The organism is Streptomyces olindensis, assembly GCF_040645895.1.
Taxonomy (GTDB): domain Bacteria; phylum Actinomycetota; class Actinomycetes; order Streptomycetales; family Streptomycetaceae; genus Streptomyces; species Streptomyces olindensis.
Genome location: NZ_JBEYZD010000049.1, coordinates 27,516 through 43,611 on the forward strand (window position 1 = coordinate 27,516; position 16,096 = coordinate 43,611).

The 16,096-nt window shown below is 72.2% G+C and carries 19 protein-coding genes; 16 read left to right on the forward strand and 3 right to left on the reverse strand.

The features are described from left to right. The first annotated feature begins 13 nt into the window (after nt 1-13). From ABZ948_RS27810 to ABZ948_RS27840, 7 genes are read left to right on the forward strand one after another with little or no spacing between them, the layout of a single operon-like run. On the forward strand, nt 14-241 hold the full coding sequence (locus tag ABZ948_RS27810; RefSeq protein WP_359763938.1) for a hypothetical protein: 228 nt from the start codon (nt 14-16) through the stop codon (nt 239-241). After that, the gene (locus tag ABZ948_RS27815) at nt 238-1,236 is read left to right on the forward strand and encodes an AAA family ATPase (protein ID WP_359763940.1); all 999 of its coding nucleotides are present in this window, start codon (nt 238-240) and stop codon (nt 1,234-1,236) included. The genes ABZ948_RS27810 and ABZ948_RS27815 overlap by 4 nt, the downstream gene beginning before the upstream one ends. After that, nucleotides 1,233-2,141 carry a DUF58 domain-containing protein gene (locus ABZ948_RS27820; protein ID WP_359763942.1) on the forward strand — a complete coding sequence of 303 codons (909 nt, stop codon included), beginning with the start codon at nt 1,233-1,235 and terminating at the stop codon, nt 2,139-2,141. The genes ABZ948_RS27815 and ABZ948_RS27820 overlap by 4 nt, the downstream gene beginning before the upstream one ends. Before the next feature lie 13 nt (nt 2,142-2,154). After that, a complete protein-coding gene (locus tag ABZ948_RS27825) occupies nt 2,155-3,105 on the forward strand; it encodes a VWA domain-containing protein (RefSeq protein ID WP_359763943.1) in 951 nt (316 codons plus the stop codon). 16 nt (nt 3,106-3,121) lie between these two features. Next, the gene (locus ABZ948_RS27830) at nt 3,122-4,030 is read left to right on the forward strand and encodes a S1C family serine protease (protein WP_359763945.1); all 909 of its coding nucleotides are present in this window, start codon (nt 3,122-3,124) and stop codon (nt 4,028-4,030) included. Between the two features lie 14 nt (nt 4,031-4,044). Further along, a complete protein-coding gene (locus tag ABZ948_RS27835; RefSeq protein ID WP_359763947.1) occupies nt 4,045-4,713 on the forward strand; it encodes a response regulator transcription factor in 669 nt (222 codons plus the stop codon). Then, nucleotides 4,713-5,939: a sensor histidine kinase gene (locus ABZ948_RS27840; protein ID WP_359763949.1), complete on the forward strand. Its 1,227-nt coding sequence runs from the start codon at nt 4,713-4,715 to the stop codon at nt 5,937-5,939. The genes ABZ948_RS27835 and ABZ948_RS27840 overlap by 1 nt, the downstream gene beginning before the upstream one ends. Nucleotides 5,940-5,972: 33 nt before the next feature. Here the strand turns inward: ABZ948_RS27840 and ABZ948_RS27845 are convergent, their stop codons facing one another. Continuing rightward, nucleotides 5,973-6,647 (reverse strand): lysophospholipid acyltransferase family protein, encoded by a 675-nt coding sequence (locus ABZ948_RS27845; protein WP_359763951.1) that lies wholly within the window; start codon nt 6,645-6,647, stop codon nt 5,973-5,975. A gap of 383 nt (nt 6,648-7,030) precedes the next feature. On the opposite strand from ABZ948_RS27845, the gene ABZ948_RS27850 reads away from it, so the two are divergent. The 3 genes from ABZ948_RS27850 to ABZ948_RS27860 all read left to right on the forward strand — a co-directional run bounded on the left by ABZ948_RS27850 (nt 7,031) and on the right by ABZ948_RS27860 (nt 9,348). Further along, nucleotides 7,031-8,194: a glycerophosphodiester phosphodiesterase gene (locus tag ABZ948_RS27850; RefSeq protein WP_359763953.1), complete on the forward strand. Its 1,164-nt coding sequence runs from the start codon at nt 7,031-7,033 to the stop codon at nt 8,192-8,194. A 104-nt stretch (nt 8,195-8,298) separates the two neighbouring features. After that, nucleotides 8,299-8,793, forward strand: coding sequence for an RNA polymerase sigma factor (locus ABZ948_RS27855; protein WP_359763954.1), 495 nt, complete (start codon nt 8,299-8,301; stop codon nt 8,791-8,793). Nucleotides 8,794-8,850: 57 nt separating this feature from the next. After that, a complete protein-coding gene (locus tag ABZ948_RS27860; RefSeq protein WP_359763999.1) occupies nt 8,851-9,348 on the forward strand; it encodes a GNAT family N-acetyltransferase in 498 nt (165 codons plus the stop codon). Nucleotides 9,349-9,416: 68 nt separating this feature from the next. Here ABZ948_RS27860 and ABZ948_RS27865 read toward each other — a convergent pair whose 3' ends face one another. Together ABZ948_RS27865 and ABZ948_RS27870 are read right to left on the reverse strand one after the other, a co-directional pair. Then, nucleotides 9,417-9,848: a hypothetical protein gene (locus tag ABZ948_RS27865; RefSeq protein ID WP_359763956.1), complete on the reverse strand. Its 432-nt coding sequence runs from the start codon at nt 9,846-9,848 to the stop codon at nt 9,417-9,419. Beyond that, nucleotides 9,829-10,188: a hypothetical protein gene (locus tag ABZ948_RS27870; protein WP_359763958.1), complete on the reverse strand. Its 360-nt coding sequence runs from the start codon at nt 10,186-10,188 to the stop codon at nt 9,829-9,831. Before ABZ948_RS27870 ends, ABZ948_RS27865 begins: the two co-directional genes overlap by 20 nt. 69 nt (nt 10,189-10,257) lie before the next feature. Here ABZ948_RS27870 and ABZ948_RS27875 point away from each other — a divergent pair, with 69 nt between their 5' ends. The 6 genes from ABZ948_RS27875 (at nt 10,258) to cbiE (ending at nt 16,037) form a co-directional block, all read left to right on the forward strand. Next, on the forward strand, nt 10,258-10,908 hold the full coding sequence (locus ABZ948_RS27875) for an HAD-IA family hydrolase (RefSeq protein WP_359763959.1): 651 nt from the start codon (nt 10,258-10,260) through the stop codon (nt 10,906-10,908). 374 nt (nt 10,909-11,282) lie between these two features. Next, the gene (locus ABZ948_RS27880; RefSeq protein WP_359763960.1) at nt 11,283-12,317 is read left to right on the forward strand and encodes a methionine ABC transporter ATP-binding protein; all 1,035 of its coding nucleotides are present in this window, start codon (nt 11,283-11,285) and stop codon (nt 12,315-12,317) included. Next, entirely contained in the window at nt 12,314-13,021 is a 708-nt protein-coding gene (locus ABZ948_RS27885; protein ID WP_359763962.1) for a methionine ABC transporter permease, read from the forward strand. Before ABZ948_RS27880 ends, ABZ948_RS27885 begins: the two co-directional genes overlap by 4 nt. Before the next feature lie 61 nt (nt 13,022-13,082). Next, nucleotides 13,083-13,901: a MetQ/NlpA family ABC transporter substrate-binding protein gene (locus tag ABZ948_RS27890; RefSeq protein ID WP_359763964.1), complete on the forward strand. Its 819-nt coding sequence runs from the start codon at nt 13,083-13,085 to the stop codon at nt 13,899-13,901. 140 nt (nt 13,902-14,041) lie between these two features. After that, complete coding sequence (locus ABZ948_RS27895; RefSeq protein ID WP_359763966.1) at nt 14,042-14,674, forward strand: GNAT family N-acetyltransferase; 633 nt, start codon at nt 14,042-14,044, stop codon at nt 14,672-14,674. 145 nt (nt 14,675-14,819) lie between these two features. Further along, on the forward strand, nt 14,820-16,037 hold the full coding sequence (gene cbiE / locus ABZ948_RS27900; RefSeq protein ID WP_359763968.1) for a precorrin-6y C5,15-methyltransferase (decarboxylating) subunit CbiE: 1,218 nt from the start codon (nt 14,820-14,822) through the stop codon (nt 16,035-16,037). The last annotated feature ends 59 nt before the right edge of the window (nt 16,038-16,096 follow it).

Consider the following 16,096-nt stretch of genomic DNA (forward strand, 5'->3'; position numbering starts at 1 on the left):
GGAGCCACCGACCATGACACGTCGTACCAAGAAGGCGATCGTCACCGTCTCCGTCCTGGCCGCCGCAGGCCTCGCCGGCGGTGGTGCCGCACTCGCCGCGGAGGGTGACGAGCCGCCGCGCGAGCAGGTCAGGTTCGTCGTCGAGGAGGGCACGCCGTCCGGCGGGGCGAACGGCGAGGACTGCCCGTGGAAGGACGGCGGCACCGCACCGCGCGGCGGCGACCCCGCCTCGGAGCTGTGACCGTGCCGGCCGACGGCGTGAACCCCGACGGCAAGCTCCTGGAAGAGGCCCTCTTCGAGGTCAAACGGGTGATCGTCGGCCAGGACCGCATGGTGGAGCGGATGTTCACCGCGGTCCTGGCCCGCGGCCACTGCCTGCTGGAGGGCGTGCCGGGCGTCGCCAAGACGCTCGCCGCGAAGACGCTGGCGCACGTCGTGGGCGGCCGGTTCGCCCGGCTCCAGTTCACCCCCGACCTGGTCCCCTCCGACATCACCGGCACCCGCGTCTACCGGCCCTCCCGGGAGACCTTCGACATCGAACCCGGCCCGGTCATCGCCAACGTCGTCCTGGCCGACGAGATCAACCGCGCCCCCGCCAAGGTGCAGTCCGCCCTGCTGGAGGTGATGGGCGAGCACCAGGTCTCCATCGGCGGCACCACGCTCCCCGTGCCCGAGCCGTTCCTCGTGCTCGCCACCCAGAACCCGATCGAGTCCGAGGGCGTCTACCACCTCCCCGAGGCCCAGCGCGACCGCTTCCTGCTCAAGGTGGAGGTCACCGCGCCCAGCGAGTCCGAGGAGCTCGCCATCCTGTACCGGATGAGCGTCGACCCGCCCCGCCCGCGCCGGGTCCTCACCCCCGAGCGGCTGGTCGCGCTCCAGCGCGGCGCCGACGAGGTGTTCGTGCACCACGCCGTCGCCGAGTACGCCGTACGGCTCGTCTGCGCGACCCGCGACCTGGCCGGCCCGGAGCGGCGGCTGGCCCACGGCGCCGGTCCGCGCGCCACCCTCGGCCTGGTCGCCGCCGCCCGCGCCCTGGCCCTGCTGCGGGGCCGCGGCTACGTCCTGCCCGACGACGTGGGCGACCTGGCCCACGAGGTCATCGGGCACCGTCTGGTCCTGTCCTTCGACGCGCTCGCCGACGGAGTGACCGGAGCGGTGATCGTCGACGAGGTGCTCGCCTCCGTGGAACAGCCGCGGATCAGCCCCCGCCAGGCCGCCGAGGAGGCCGTGGCATGACCCCCACCCTCGGTGAACTCACGCCCGAGCAGGCGCTGCGCCACCTGGAACTGCTCTTCACCCGCCACCCCGACGGCCTGCTCCAGGGCGACCACCCCTCCCTCGTGCCCGGGCCCGGCGAGGAGATGGCGGAGACCCGGCCGTACGTCATCGGGGACGACGTCCGCCGGATGGACTGGAACGCCACCGCCCGCACCACCGTCCCGCACGTCCGCCTCACCCTCGCCGACCGCGAACTCACCACCTGGATCGTCCTCGACGCCTCCGCCAGCATGGACTTCGGCACCGCCCGGATGGAGAAGCGGGACCTCGCGGTGGGCGCGGCGGCCGCGGTCGCCTTCCTCACGGAACGAGCCGGCAACCGACTCGGCGCCCACATCGCCGGGCCGGGCGGCAGCCGGCACATCCCGCCCCGCAGCGGCCGCCGCCACCTGCTCGCCCTGCTGCGCACCGCGCTGGAACGCCCGCGCGTCACCCCCGGCCCTCCGGCGCACCACCTCGCCGACGCCCTGCACCCCCTGCGCGCGCTGCCCGCCCGCGGTCTGGTCGCCGTGATCTCCGACTTCCTGGAGACGGGCTGGGAGCAGCCCCTGAAGACCGTGGCCCGCCGCCACCAGGTCCTCGCCGTGGAGATCGTCGACCCGCGCGAGCTGGACCTGCCGAACGTCGGGCTCCTCACCGTCGTCGACCCGGAGACCGGACGACGGCGAGAGGTCTCCACGCACAGCCGGGGCCTGAGGGAGCGCTACCAGCGCGCCGCACTGGAACAGCGGGCACTGATCCGGCAGTCCATCCGCCGCGCGGGCGCGGCCCACCTGCGGCTGCGCACCGACCGGGACTGGGTGCGCGACGTCGTCCGCCATGTCGAGACCCAGCGCCGCCGGGCCGGCGGCGGAGCCGCGTGAAGGAGGAGGCACGATGAGTCTGCGCTCACCCGGCTGGCTCCTGCTGCTCGTCCCGCTCGCCGGCCTGATCGCCGCCTACGTCCTGGTCCAGCGCCGGCGCAGCCGCTACGCCGTCCGCTTCACCAACCTCGACCTGCTCGACAAGGTCGCCCCCCGCCGCCCGGGCTGGCGCCGGCACGTCCCCGCCGCCGTCTTCTGCGCCACACTCGCCCTGCTCGTGCTGGGCTTCGCGCGGCCGACGGCCGACGTGCAGGTCCCTCGGGAGCGGGCCACCATCATGGTCGCCTTCGACACGTCCGGGTCCATGGAGGCCACCGACGTCGAACCCACCCGCTTCGTGGCCGCCCAGCGCGCCGCCCTCGCCTTCGTCGACCGGCTGCCCGAACGGTTCAACACCGGACTCGTCTCCTTCAACGGCTCCGCCACGGTCGCCGTGCCCCCGACCACCGACCGGGCGCTGCTGCGCTCGGCCATCGAACAGCTCACCCTCGGCCAGGCCACGGCGATCGGCGACGCCGTCGTCGCCGCCCGCGACGCCATCCGGGCGCTCGACCGGCGGGCCGCGACCGAACCGCCGCCCGCCCACATCGTGCTGCTGTCCGACGGCGCCAACACCTCCGGCCGCACGGTCGAGTCGGCGGCCGAGGAGGCGGCCCGCGACCGCATCCCCGTCTCGACGATCGCCTACGGCACCGAGGACGGCGTCGTCGACCTCGGCGGCGGCCGCATCCTCCAGGTCCCCGTCGACGGCCCCGCCCTGGAGAACCTGGCCTCGCGCACCGGCGGCGACTACCACGAGGCCGCCAGCGGAGAGGAACTCCAGGCGGTCTACGAGGACATCGGCAGCTCCGTCGGCCACCGCACCGAGGAACGCGAGATCTGGCAGTGGTTCGTCGCCGCCGGCCTGGTCACGGCGCTGGTGACGGCCGCGACCTCCCTGCTGTGGTTCTCACGGCTCCCCTGACGAAGGAGGCAGGACCGTGCGCGACCGTCACCCCCGCACCGGCCTGGGAAAGCCCCGGGGCCCGTCGTTCCTCCCGGGCCGCCCGCGCCCCGGCCCCGAGCCGCCCGCACCACCGGCCCCACCGCGGCCCCATGCCGGGCAGCCCCCGCCCGCCCAGCCTCCGCCCACCCGGCCTCCGCTCACCCCGGCACACCCGACCCGCCGCCCTCTCGCCACCGCCGTCCTGGCCGCCGTCCTCGCGGGCGGTCTCGCCGGGTACGCCGCCGGGGCGCTCGGCGACGAGGACCCCGCCCCCGCCTCCGCACCGGCCGCCCGCGCCCCGGGCGACCTCCAGGCCGTCGCCGCCCGGGTGCTGCCCAGCGTGGTCTCCGTCCGGACGGACCGCGGCCAGGGCTCCGGGTTCGTCTTCGACGACCGGGGGCGCATCCTCACCAACGCCCATGTGGTCCAGGGCAGTTCACGCGTGTCCGTCGAGCTCCAGGACGGCCGCCGCCTCAGCGCCGAGGTCATCGGCGACGACCCCGACCACGATGTCGCCGTACTGGAACCGGAGACCTCCCGGGGCCTGCGCGCCGCCCGGCTCGCCACCGGCACCCGCCCGGCCGTCGGCGACCCGGTCCTGGCCATCGGCTCCCCGCTCGGCCTGAGCGGCACCGTCACCTCCGGCATCGTCAGCGCCCTGGACCGCTCCGTCCGGCTCGGCGAGGGGAGCGGGGGAGGGCCGCGGCGGGCCCTGCAGACCGACGCCTCGATCAACCCCGGCAACTCCGGCGGGCCCCTGGTCGACGACGAGGGCCGGGTCATCGGCATCAACACGGCCATCGCGACGTTGGACCAGGAAAGGGGCGGTTCCATCGGCATCGGCTTCGCGATCCCCGTGGGCGACGCGGTGGAGTCCGCCCGGACCATCATCGACGGTGGCTGAAGGGGGCCCCGCCCATGCGACTGCTGGTCGTCGAGGACGAGGAGGACCTCGTCGTCGCCCTGAAGGTGGGCCTGACCAAGGCCGGCTACGCGGTCGACGCCGCCCCGGACGTCGACACCGCGACCGAGAAGCTCGCCGTGAACGACTACGACCTGGTCCTGCTCGACCTCAACCTGCCCGACGGCGACGGCTTCTCGGTCTGCCGCGCCATCCGCGCCACCCCCGGCGGCCCCCGCATCCTGATGCTCACCGCCCGCGACCGCCTCGCCGACCGGGTCCGCGGCCTCGACGAAGGCGCCGACGACTACCTCGTGAAACCCTTCGCGCTGCCCGAGCTCCTCGCCCGCATCCGCGCCCTGCTGCGCCGGGAGGACGGCGGCACCTCCGTGGTCGAGGTCGGCGAGCTCCGCCTGGACACCGCCCGCTTCGAGGCCTACCGAGGGGAGCGCCGGCTCACCCTCACGCCCAAGGAGTTCGGCGTCCTGCACTACCTGATGACCCGCCCCGGACGCGTCGTCCCGGCCGAGGAACTGCTCGAGCACGTCTGGGACGAGCACGCCGACCCGTTCACCAACACCGTCCGCGTCACCGTCGGCTCCCTGCGCCGGAAGGTCACCGGCGAGGGCGAGCCGCTCATCGAGACGGTGATACGGCAGGGCTACCGCCTCAAGGAGACGCCGTGATGAAAGCGTTCCGGCCGGCCGGGGCCCGGATGCGGCTGCCCGCCTTCACCCACACCATCCGCTTCCGCCTCACGGTCCTCTACTCCGGCCTGCTCTTCCTGCTCACCGCCCTCGTCCTCGGCGCCACCTACTTCGCCGTCCGGCGCAGCGGCGAGGCCCGCCCGGTCAGCAGGCAGTTCCGGGCCGAGAAGTACGTCAACGGCGTCTACATGGGTGAGTTCGACGCCGTGAAGCTCCAGGAGGTCGAGGCGGCCGTCACCTACGAGACCCTCGCCAACCTCCGCGGCTTCTCCTTCCTCGTCCTCGGCGCCCTCGCCGTCGCCAGCCCCGTCATCGGCTGGATCCTCGCCGGCCGCGCCCTGCGCCCCGTCCGCGCGATCTCCCGCACGGCCGCCGACATCCAGGCCACCGACCTCTCCCAGCGCATCCGCCTCACCGGCCCCAAGGACGAGCTGCGGGACCTCGCCGACACCGTCGACTCCATGCTCGACCGCCTGGACGAGGCCTTCCGCGCCCAACGCCAGCTCATCGACGACGCCTCCCACGAGCTGCGCAGCCCACTGGCGATCATCCGCGCCAACGTCGACGCCGTCCTCACCGCAGAGGACTCGGACGAGGAGGACCGCCGTATCGCCGCGCGCAGCGTCGACCGGGCCACCACCCGTATGACCCGACTGGTCGAGGACCTCCTGGCCACGGCCCGCCGCAGCGCCCCCGCCCTGGCGGACGCGGACGTGGACCTGTCGGCGGCGGCCGCCGAGGCCTGCGAGGAGTTCGCCCCGCTGGCCGCCGAGCGGGGCCTCGCCCTGCACCGCGGCCTCACCCCCGGCCTCACGGTCATCGGCGACCACGACGCCCTGCGCAGGGCCGTCGGCAACCTGCTCTCGAACGCGGTACGGCTGGCCCCGCCGGGCTCCCGCATCACCGTCGCGGCGGGCCGGGACGGCTCCTGGCTCTGGACGGCCGTACGGGACGAGGGCCCGGGCATCGGCGACGACGACCGGGCGAGGGTCTTCGACCGCTTCTGGCGGGCCGGGGGCAACAGCAGAGGCCGAGACCGTCATGCCGGTCTCGGCCTCGCGATCGTCCGCCAGATCGTGGAATCCCACGGCGGCCAGGTCCGTCTGTTCTCCCAGGTGGGGGAGGGCTCGACGTTCGTCCTGTGGCTCCCGGCCCGGGGAACCGGCCGAACGAACGGAGACCCGCCGGAGGACACGCCTCTCTAGAGCCGCGGGACACGCCCCTCCGGGAGCGGGGACCTACGCCGCTTCCTTCGCCTTGCTCGCGTACATGTCCACGTACTCCTGCCCGGACAACCGCATGACCTCGGCCATCACCGAGTCCGTCACGGCCCGCAGCACGTAGCGGTCGCGGTCCATCCCCTCGTACCGGGAGAACTCCATCGCCTCGCCGAACCGCACGGTGACCCGGCCCGGCCGGGGCAGGCCGGCCCCGCCCGGCTGGAGCTTGTCCGTCCCGATCATGGCGAACGGCACCACCGGAGCGCCCGTCATCAGCGTCAGCCGGGCGATACCCGTCCGCCCCCGGTACAGCCGCCCGTCGGGCGACCGCGTCCCCTCCGGGTAGATCCCGAACACGCGGCCCTCTTCCAGCACCCGCCGCCCGGTCATCAGCGCGGCGACACCGCCCCGGCCGCCGTCGCGGTCCACCGGGATCATGCCGACACCGGTGAAGAACCAGGCCATCAGCCGGCCCTTGAGCCCCTTGCCGGTCACGTACTCGTCCTTGCCGATGAAGAAGACCTGCCGGTCGCAGACCAGCGGCAGGATCATCGAGTCGATGAACGTCAGGTGGTTGCCGGCCAGGATGACCGGGCCGTGGCCGGGAATGTGCTCCGCACCCTCCACCTGTGGGCGGAACATCAGGCGCATGATCGGGCCGAGCACTGCCTTGATGAGCGCGAAGCGGGACAACGGACCCTCCGGTGTCAAGGGATGCTGTATGAGTCTGTGCAGGTGAGGACGATACTCGCGGCCCCGGGGGTCGCGCACATCGGGCACGGCGACTTCACCGAGGCCTTACGCACTGTTGACGCGTGTTTACCTGCGGTGGCGTGTCGCCGACCGTCCGTAACACGCCCGCCACGATGTGACGGACATCGCCTCCCCGCACCGGACGCGTTCCCCGAACGGCCCCACCGAATCGAACAGGAGCGGACGAGCCGTCAGTTCGCCACCCCCTCCCGCCACTACGACATCCCACGTCACCCGCGTGTTCCGCCCGGAGTCTCCCACCCGTCATGTACGCGCCCCTACGATCGGCGCGCACAGACGGGCCGACGGCAGGGAGGGCGCTCATGGGAACGCAGGAGTCGAACGAGGAAACGAACCGGACCGGACGACGGGCCCTGCTCGGCGCGGCGGTGCTCGGCGCCGGCGGAGCGGTCCTCGGCGTGACCGGCACGGCCAGAGCCGACGCCCCCCGGCACGGCGGTGGCGTGCGGAGCCTGCCCAAGCCGACGATCGTCGGTCACCGCGGGGCCAGCGGCTACCGCCCGGAGCACACCCTCGGCTCCTACCAGCTGGCCCTCGACATGGGCGCCGACATCGTCGAGGCGGGCGACCTCGTGCCGACCAGGGACGGACACCTGGTCTGCCGCCACGAGCCGGAGATCGGCGGCACCACCGACGTGGCCGACCATCCCGAGTTCGCGGACCGCAGGAAGGCCAAGCTGCTCGACGGCGTCTCCACCACCGGCTGGTTCACCGAGGACTTCACGCTCGCCGAGCTGAAGACCCTGCGGGCGGTCGAGCGCATCCCGGCCAACCGCCCCCACAACACCCTCTACAACGGCCGCTGGGAGATCCCCACCTTCGAAGAGGTCCTGAAGTGGCAGGACGAGCAGACCCGCAGGCGCGGCAAGCAGGTGTGGATCTACCCCGAGCTCAAGCACCCCACCTACTTCCGCAAGCAGGGCCTCCCGCTGGAGGAGCGCGTCGCCAAGCTGCTGCGCAAGTACCGCAAGGACCGGCGGACCTCGCCGGTCATCCTCCAGTCGTTCGAGCCGACCAGCATCGAGCGCCTGAACAAGCTCGTGGACAACCCGCTGGTCGTCCTGCTGTCGTCGGCGGACTCCCGCCCGTGGGACTTCGTCGAGACGGGCGACCCGCGCACGGTCGCGGACCTGATCAAGCCGGCCGGCCTGCGGGAGATCGCCTCCTACGCGCAGGGCATCGGCCCGACGCTCGACCTGGTCATCCCGCGTGACGCCAAGGGCAACCTGACCCGGCCGACCACGCTCGTCTCGGACGCGCACAAGGTGGGGCTGATCCTGCACCCGTGGACCCTGCGCAACGAGAACCCCTTCCTGCCCGCGAACTTCCGCAAGGGCACGGACGCGGACGCCTACGGCGACGTCTTCGGCGCGTACCAGGCGTACTTCGCGACCGGTATCGACGGTGTCTTCACCGACCAGCCCGACACGGGCCTGCTGGCCCGGGAGGCCTTCCTCGCCGACTGAGCCCCGCACGGAGCGAACGTCAACACATCAGCTCACACCCTCCGGTCGAGTGAGCTTCGGCCGCCCGGGCAACCCGCCGCCCGGGCGGCTGCGTCGCTCCGCATATGACGCACGACCTGGTCACCTCCCTGCGCCCGCTGCTCACCGCCGAGGCCTCCGCGGAGGCATATGCCGCTGGAGCCGAGCCGGGGGACCTGGAGCAGGCGGTCTGGCTCCGCCTGCTGGAGCGTCTCGACGCCGAGGGCCCGCCACGGGACCCCCAGGAATGGCTCCGCCGGGCGGTCCGCTCCGAGGCGCGCCGCAGCCGCCGTACGAGCCGACTCGAACGGCCGTACGTCGTCGAACCGGCCGACGACCCGGACCGGGAGCCCGAGCAGCTCGCCCTCGCCGCCGCCCGCGGCCGTGCCCTGCGCGAGGCCGTGCGGCGCCTTCCCGGCCGCTGCCCCCGGCTCATGGAGGCCCTGCTCTCTCCCGAGGACCTGACCTACCGGGAAATCGCAGGGGAGTTGGGTATCTCACAGGGGAGTCTTGGTCCGGAACGTTCCAGATGCCTGGGATGTCTGCGCAGATTGCTCGCACCGGAGGTTGCGGCCCGTTGAGGACGGGGATAGGAGTGAGGAACGACAGGTGATCAGATGAGCGGGAGGCGTGCGCACATGGGCATGAGCGTGACCATCTCTGCGGCGACCGAGCAGGACGCCGAGCAGATTTTCAGGCTGCAGTACCTGTGCTTCCAGACGGAGGCGGCGCTGTACGGGAACTACCGCATCGACCCGCTCGTCCAAACCCTCGACTCGGTCCGCGAGGAAGTCGTCCGGGACTGCGTCTTCGTCGCCCGGCTCGGCGAGGAGGTCGTCGGCTCGGTCCGCGGCTCGATCACCGAGGACGGCGCGGCCGCGATCGGCAAGCTCTGCGTCCACCCCCGCCTCCAGGGACACGGCATCGGTGCCCGTCTCCTCCGGGCGGCCGAATCGGCCCTGACCGACCGGCACGGCGCGACCCGCTTCCGCCTCCACACGGGCCACCGCAGCGAGGGCAACCTCCGCCTCTACCGCAAGGTCGGCTACGAGACGGTGGGCACGTCCCAGGGCGCGGACGGCATCCCGATGATCGTCCTGGAGAAGCCGGCCAGTACCTACGCGGCGACGGCTTGATGACCGGCTTTTAGGGGCGCGGGGAACTGCGCGAACAACCACGACGCACCCGCGGCCGCCTGATCACCTCAGGCGGCATCCCCCTCCCGCGAACGCGACTTCCGCAGCCAGTAGATCGCCGACACCGGCAAGAGAATCGGGATGAACACGTACCCCATCCCGAAGTCCGACCACACGGTCGCATCGGGAAACGCCGACGGCTCGATCAACGTCCACGTCCCCACCGTCAGCACACCCACCAACTCGGCGACACAGCACGCCAGCGCAGCCTTCCGCGCCGTCTCCCCTCCCCGCACCAGCGAGTACGTGATGAACCCGTACACGACACCGGCCACGGCCGACAGCGAGTACGCGAGCGGCGCCCGGTCGAACTCCGTGGCGATCTGATACGCGGAACGCGACACCGCCCCGACGACCATCACGCCGTACAGCCACACCAGCAGCGTGCCCGGCCCGCTGATCAGCCGCCGCCGGGCCACCTCAGCCTCCCCAGATGTCATAGAGCCGCACCTCCAGCACCGCCAGCACCACACCGCCCGCGGCGACCGTCACCGAGCCCCACCGGGTCCGCTCGGCCAGCGACATGAACCCGGCCGCCGGGACACAGGCGAACGCCCCCAGCAGATACGCCACGAAGATCGTCGTGCCCTGCTCCGGCTTCTCGCCCCGCGCCAGCAGCACGATCCCCGCGATCAGCTGGACCAGCGCCAGCAGCGTGACCACGGCCATCCCGATGAAGTGCCAGTCCTTCGTCGGCTGGTCCCGGTAGGCCGCCCAGCCGCACCAGGCGGCGAGCAGCAGCGCGGCGACGCCGGTCACCAGCGTCAGGGCATCAAGCATGCTGCGACCTTATTACGGCCGAAAAGGCCCGATGCCGCCGCCCCTGGCCTGCACCGTAGGGTCGAGAGCATGAAGATCCACGCGCAGGCCCTGCTGTTCGACAACGACGGAACCCTCGTCTCCTCCCTCGCCTCGGTGGACCGCTGCTGGACGCGGTGGGCCACGGAGTACGGGATCACGGCCGAGGAGTTCGCCCGGGTCGAGCTGCACGGCCGGCCGGCCGCCGAGATAGCCGCCGACCTGCTGCCCGCCCACGTCGTGCCGGAGGCCGTCGCACGGATCGAGGACCTGGAGGTGGAGGACGTCCCGAACGGCGGTGTGCACCTGCTGCCGGGCACCCGCGCCTTCCTCGACTCCCTTCCGGCCGAACGCTGGGCCGTCGTCACCTCCGCCACCCGGCGGCTCGCCGAGGCCCGGCTCGACGCCGTCGGCATCCTGCCCAAGACGCTCGTCGCCGCCGACGACATCACCCGCGGCAAGCCCGACCCCGAGCCCTACCTGCTCGCCGCCCGCACCCTGGGCGTCGACCCCGCCCGCTGCGTGGTCTTCGAGGACGCCCCCGCGGGACTCGCGGCCGGCCGCGCCGCCGGCATGACCACCGTGGCGTTGACCACAACCCACCAGGCCCACGAACTCCACGCCGATCTGGTCGTCGAGGACCTGTCGGCCCTGTCCGCACTGGTCACCGAGCAGGGTGTGGAGATCTCCCTCCGCGGCTGACGCGTCCCGGCCCTTGTCCACCGCTGTCCAGCATCCGGACAGCGGCGGCTTGTCAGGACCGTACGCATGTTTTACTGACGGCATGACCACGACGAGCGACCGCATCCCCGCGACCGAGGCGACCCTGACGCCCGGTGCTCGTTGTATGTGTCGAATGTGCGCCTTCTAGAGGGCCCCCGCACCACCCCCTGAGCTCGCGCCCCGAAGCGAGACCGCGGCATGTCCGCACGCCCCGAGCGGTGCGTGACGCCCGCCGCCCGCGCACATGTTCTCCCCGGTTCCCCGCCCAGCGAGAACCGTGTCGCGTCCCTGAACGAATGCCCCTGTGTCCGGGCACACCCACGCCCGCGCACTCGACAGTGACGGAAACCCACGTGATCACCACAACGGGCCTCACCAAGGTCTACCGTGCACGCGGCCGCGAGGTCACCGCCCTGGACGGCGTCGACCTGCACGTCCGCGAAGGCGAGGTGTACGGCGTCATCGGCCAGTCCGGCGCCGGCAAGTCCTCGCTCATCCGCTGCGTCAACCTGCTGGAACGCCCCACCTCCGGCACCGTGACCGTCGCCGGGCAGGACCTCACCGCCCTGGCCGGCCGCGGCCCGCGCGCCGGGAAGGAACTGCGCCGGGCGCGCAGCCGGATCGGCATGGTCTTCCAGCACTTCAACCTGCTGTCCTCGCGCACCGTCCAGGACAACGTCGAACTCCCGCTGGAGATCCTCGGCAAGTCCGGGCAGGAACGCTCCCGCAAGGCCCTGGAACTGCTCGACCTGGTCGGCCTCGCCGACAAGGCGGGGGCCTACCCGGCGCAGCTGTCCGGCGGTCAGAAGCAGCGCGTCGGCATCGCCCGCGCCCTCGCCGGCGACCCCAAGGTGCTGCTGTCCGACGAGGCCACCAGCGCCCTGGACCCCGAGACCACGCGCTCGATCCTGGCGCTGCTGCGCGACCTGAACCGGCAGCTCGGTCTGACCGTGCTGCTCATCACCCACGAGATGGACGTCGTGAAGTCGGTCTGCGACTCGGCCGCGCTCATGGAGAACGGCCGCATCGTCGAGTCGGGCACGGTCAGCGAGCTCCTCGCCACCCCCGGCTCGGAGCTGGCCGCCGCGCTGTTCCCGCTCGACGGCGAGGCCTCCGGCGAGGACCGCACCGTCGTCGACGTCACCTTCCAGGGCGAGAGCGCCACCCAGCCCGTCATCTCGCAGCTCGCCCGCACCTACAACATCGACATATCGATCCTCGGCGCCGCCATCGACACCGTCGGCGGCCTCCAGGTCGGCCGGATGCGCATCGAACTGCCCGGCCGCTACGAGGACAACGTCGTGCCGATCGGCTTCCTGCGCGAGAAGGGCCTGCAGATCGACGTGCCGGGCCGCGAATCCGCGCTGGTGAAGGAAGGTGCCAAGTGACCTGGTCCGAGATGCAGCCCCTGCTGGAACAGGCGTGTTGGGACACGCTCTACATGGTCGGCTGGTCCACGCTCATCGCCGTCGTCGGCGGACTCCCGCTCGGCATCCTGCTGGTCCTCACCGACCGTGGCGGCCTCCTGCAGAACCTGGTCGCCAACAAGGTCATCGGGCAGGTCGTGAACATCGCCCGCTCCCTGCCGTTCATCATCCTGATGGTCGCGCTGATGGGGTTCACCCGCCTCATCACCGGTACGACCATCGGCGTCGAGGCGGCCATCGTGCCGCTCGCCGTCGGCGCCATCCCCTTCTTCGCGCGCCTGGTCGAGACGGCCGTCCGCGAAGTGGACCACGGGCTCGTCGAGGCCGTGCAGGCCATGGGCGGCGACACCTGGACCGTCGTCCGCAAGGTCCTCGTGCCCGAGTCCCTGCCCTCGCTGATCTCCAGCACCACGACCACCATCGTGGCCCTCATCGGCTACTCGGCCATGGCGGGCACCGTCGGCGCCGGCGGCCTCGGGGACCTCGCCATCCGCTACGGCTACCAGCGCTTCGAGACCGGGCTGATGTGGATCACCGTCGCGATCCTCGCGGTCGTCATCTCCCTCATCCAGTTCGCCGGCGACTACGCGGCCCGCTCCCTGCACCGCCGCGGCGCCCACTCGGGACCCGCCCCGAAACTGCGGCTGCTCAAAGCCGCCTCCTAGACCCCCCGTTCACCCACAACGGGGTCGCACCCTCGCAAGGCCATAAGGAAAGGCACTTTTCGTGCGTAACACCGCCAAGATCACCACCGCCGCCCTGGCCGCCGGAGCCCTCACCCTCGGGCTCAGCGCCTGCGGCGCCGGGAGCTCCGGCACCGACGGACCTCTGATCGTCGCCGCCAGCCCCGTCCCGCACGCCGAGATCCTGAACTACGTCAAGGACAACCTGGCGAAGAAGGAGGGCCTGGACCTCCAGGTCAAGGAGTTCACCGACTACGTCACCCCGAACACGGCGACGCAGGACGGCTCCGTCGGCGCCAACTACTTCCAGAACAAGCCGTACCTCGACGACTTCAACAAGAAGAACGGCACCGACATCGTGCCCGTCGTCACGGTCCACCTGGAACCGCTCGGCCTCTACTCCCACAAGGTCAAGAAGGCCGACGACCTGAAGAGCGGTGCGACCGTCGCCATCCCCAACGACACCGTCAACGAGGCCCGCGCCCTCAAGCTCCTCGCCGCCGACGGGCTCATCACGCTCAAGGCGGGCGTCGGCAACGAGGCGACCCCGTCCGACATCACCGAGAACCCCAAGAACCTCAAGTTCAAGGAGCTGGAGGCGGCCCAGACCCCGCGCTCCCTCGACGACGTGGACGCCGCCGTCGTCAACGGCAACTACGCCATCGAGTCCGACCTCAAGCCCTCCGAGGACGCCCTCGTCCTGGAGTCCCCGAAGAACAACCCCTACGGCAACTTCCTCGCCGTGAAGAAGGGCAACGAGGACGATCCGCGGGTGAAGAAGCTCGCCAAGCTCCTCACCTCGCCCGAGGTGAAGAAGTTCATCCAGGACAAGTACGCCGGCTCCGTGCTCGCCTCCTTCTGAGCCCGCCTCCGGCACCCGCCACGGCCGGGGTCCTCCCTCACCCGGTGGGGAGGGCCCCGTGGTGCGGATCAGTGCTTTCATGCTGCATGCTGGGCAGTTCAGCAGGCCCTGAAGGTTCACCGACGGTTACGGAGCGGCGCATGACGAGCACCTTCCCCAACATCTCCATCAGCACGGAGCGGTTGGTCCTGCGCCCCTTCGAGGAGCCGGACATCCAGGCGTTCGCCGACATGATGAACGACGAACTCGTCACCGCGTGGACCTCCGTCCCGCGGCCCTACACCGAGGCCCACGCCCGCGCCTGGATCACCGAACAGGCCCCCGCCGAGCGGACCGAGGGACGCGGCATCGTCTTCGCCGTCACCGAGTTCCTCACCCAGCGCCTCGTCGGCATCGTCCACCTCAAGAACACCGACTGGCGGGTCCGCTCCAGCGAGATCTCCTACGTCATCGCCCCCTGGGCCCGCGGCGAGGGCTACGCCTCCGAGGCGGCGCTCGTCACGGCGCAGTGGCTCTTCAACGACCAGAAGTTCGAGCGCCTCGAACTGCGCACCGCGGCCGACAACACCGCCTCCCAGCAGGTCGCCCAGAAGATCGGCTGTATCAGCGAGGGCGTCCTGCGCGGCGCCTGGATAGCGCGGACCCGGACGGACAACGACGAGTGGACCGAGGTCCGCACCGACCTGATCGTCTGGAGCCTGCTCCCCGAGGACCTGGAGGGCGTCGGCGACCAGCTGCCCGACGGCTTCACGTCCTTCGGCGAGTGGAACTGACCGGAACCACCCGGAGGCAGACGGCGACGACAGCACCGGCGCCCCCTCCGACACCTCCACCGGGTACCCTCACGGAGCCCGCCCTCGGGCGGTTCCCCGCAACGACACGCAGACGACCTGCGAAAACCCCTGGAGACTGACGACGATGGCCGACCGGGTCACGGTGATCGGCTGGGACGGTTCGCCGCTGACCGCCGCGGCGAGCGCCGCCCTCGGCGCCGCCACGCTCGTGGCGGGCGCAGCCCACCACCTGGCGCTCCCCGAGGTACCCGCCGGCGCCGAGCGCATCCGCCTCGGCAGCGTCGCCCTCGCCGCCCGCCGCATCGCCGCCCACCGCGGCACGGCCGTCGTGCTCGCCGACGGCGACCCCGGCTTCTTCGGCGTCGTACGCACCCTGCGCGCCCCCGAGTTCGGCCTCGAGGTCGAGGTCGTCCCCGCCGTCTCCTCCGTCGCCGCAGCCTTCGCCCGCGCCGGTATGCCCTGGGACGACGCACAGGTGGTCGTCGCACACCGCCGCACCCTGCGACGCGCGGTGAACGTATGCCGGGCCCACACCAAAGTCGCCGTGCTCACCTCACCCGGCGCCGGCCCCGCCGAACTGGGTCTGCTTTTGGAGGGAGTCCACCGCTCCTTCGTCATCTGCGAGGAACTCGGCACCCAACGCGAGCGGGTCAGCGTCGTCACCTCCGACAAGGCCGCCGACCACACCTGGCGCGACCCCAACGTCGTCATCGTCCTCGGCGGCCCGGCCCGGCCGGACACGGCGGGGGAGACCGGCTGGATCGCCGGCCGCGACCCGTCCGCCGGACCACGCGGCTGGGCCCTGCCCGCCGACGCGTACGGCGGCGACCTCGGCGAGGGGGAGACCCCGCTGCTGCGCGCCTCCCAACTCGCCCGCCTGGGCCCGCGCGTGGGCGACCTCGTGTGGGACATCGGCTGCGGCAGCGGTGCCTTCGCCGTCGAGGCCGCGCGCGCCGGCGCCGCCGTCATCGCCGTCGACCGCGACCGGGCCGCCTGCGCCCGCACCGACGCCACCGCCCGCCGCCTCGGCGTCCAGCTCCAGATCGTGCACGGCACCGCCCCGCACGTACTGGAGAACCTCCCCGAACCGGACGTCGTCCGCGTCGCCGGCGGGGGAGCGGCCGTCGTCTCGGCCGTCGCCGACCGCCGCCCGCAGCGCATCGTCACGCACGCCGCCACCCGCGACGCCGCCGAACTCATCGGCCGCGACCTGACCGAGCACGGCTACGGCGTCGAGTGCGCCCTGCTGCAGTCCGTCGAACTCGACACCCGGGCCTGGACGGAGAAGGAACGGAGCGTCGCGTTCCTGCTCAGCGGCGTCCTGCCGAAGCGCGGCGCCTGACCCGGCGACCGTCCCGACGGCCGTCCCCGTGATCGGTTTGTCGTACTGCGCGCGGTAGG